Annotated in this window: 1 pseudogene; it reads right to left on the reverse strand. The window is 47.3% G+C overall.

Annotated features, from left to right (window positions below):
• Nucleotides 1–241: pseudogene (locus ACTHR7_RS10920) on the reverse strand (elongation factor P); the annotation flags it as partial.

The following is a 241-nucleotide window of genomic DNA, read 5'->3' on the forward strand; positions in this document are numbered from 1 at the left end:
CCGATGTTGTCGGCTTCGATTTCGTATTGGTTGAATTCTTCGTCCATGAAGACGTACATAGGATCGGCAAAGTAGCTGTAAGTACAGTTTTTGCGGGACAGGATGACGACGTCGAATTTGTCGTCGGCTTTGTAAATGGTTTCGGAAGCGGCACCGGTCAACAGGTTTTTCAGTTTCATGCTGACTTTGGCGGAAGAGCGGCCGCCTTTGATGTATTCGGTTTTTTGAACGACCATAGGAT

The sequence above is a fragment of the Neisseria sp. P0007.S010 genome (assembly GCF_051962875.1).
GTDB classification, from domain to species: Bacteria; Pseudomonadota; Gammaproteobacteria; order Burkholderiales; family Neisseriaceae; genus Neisseria; species Neisseria subflava_A.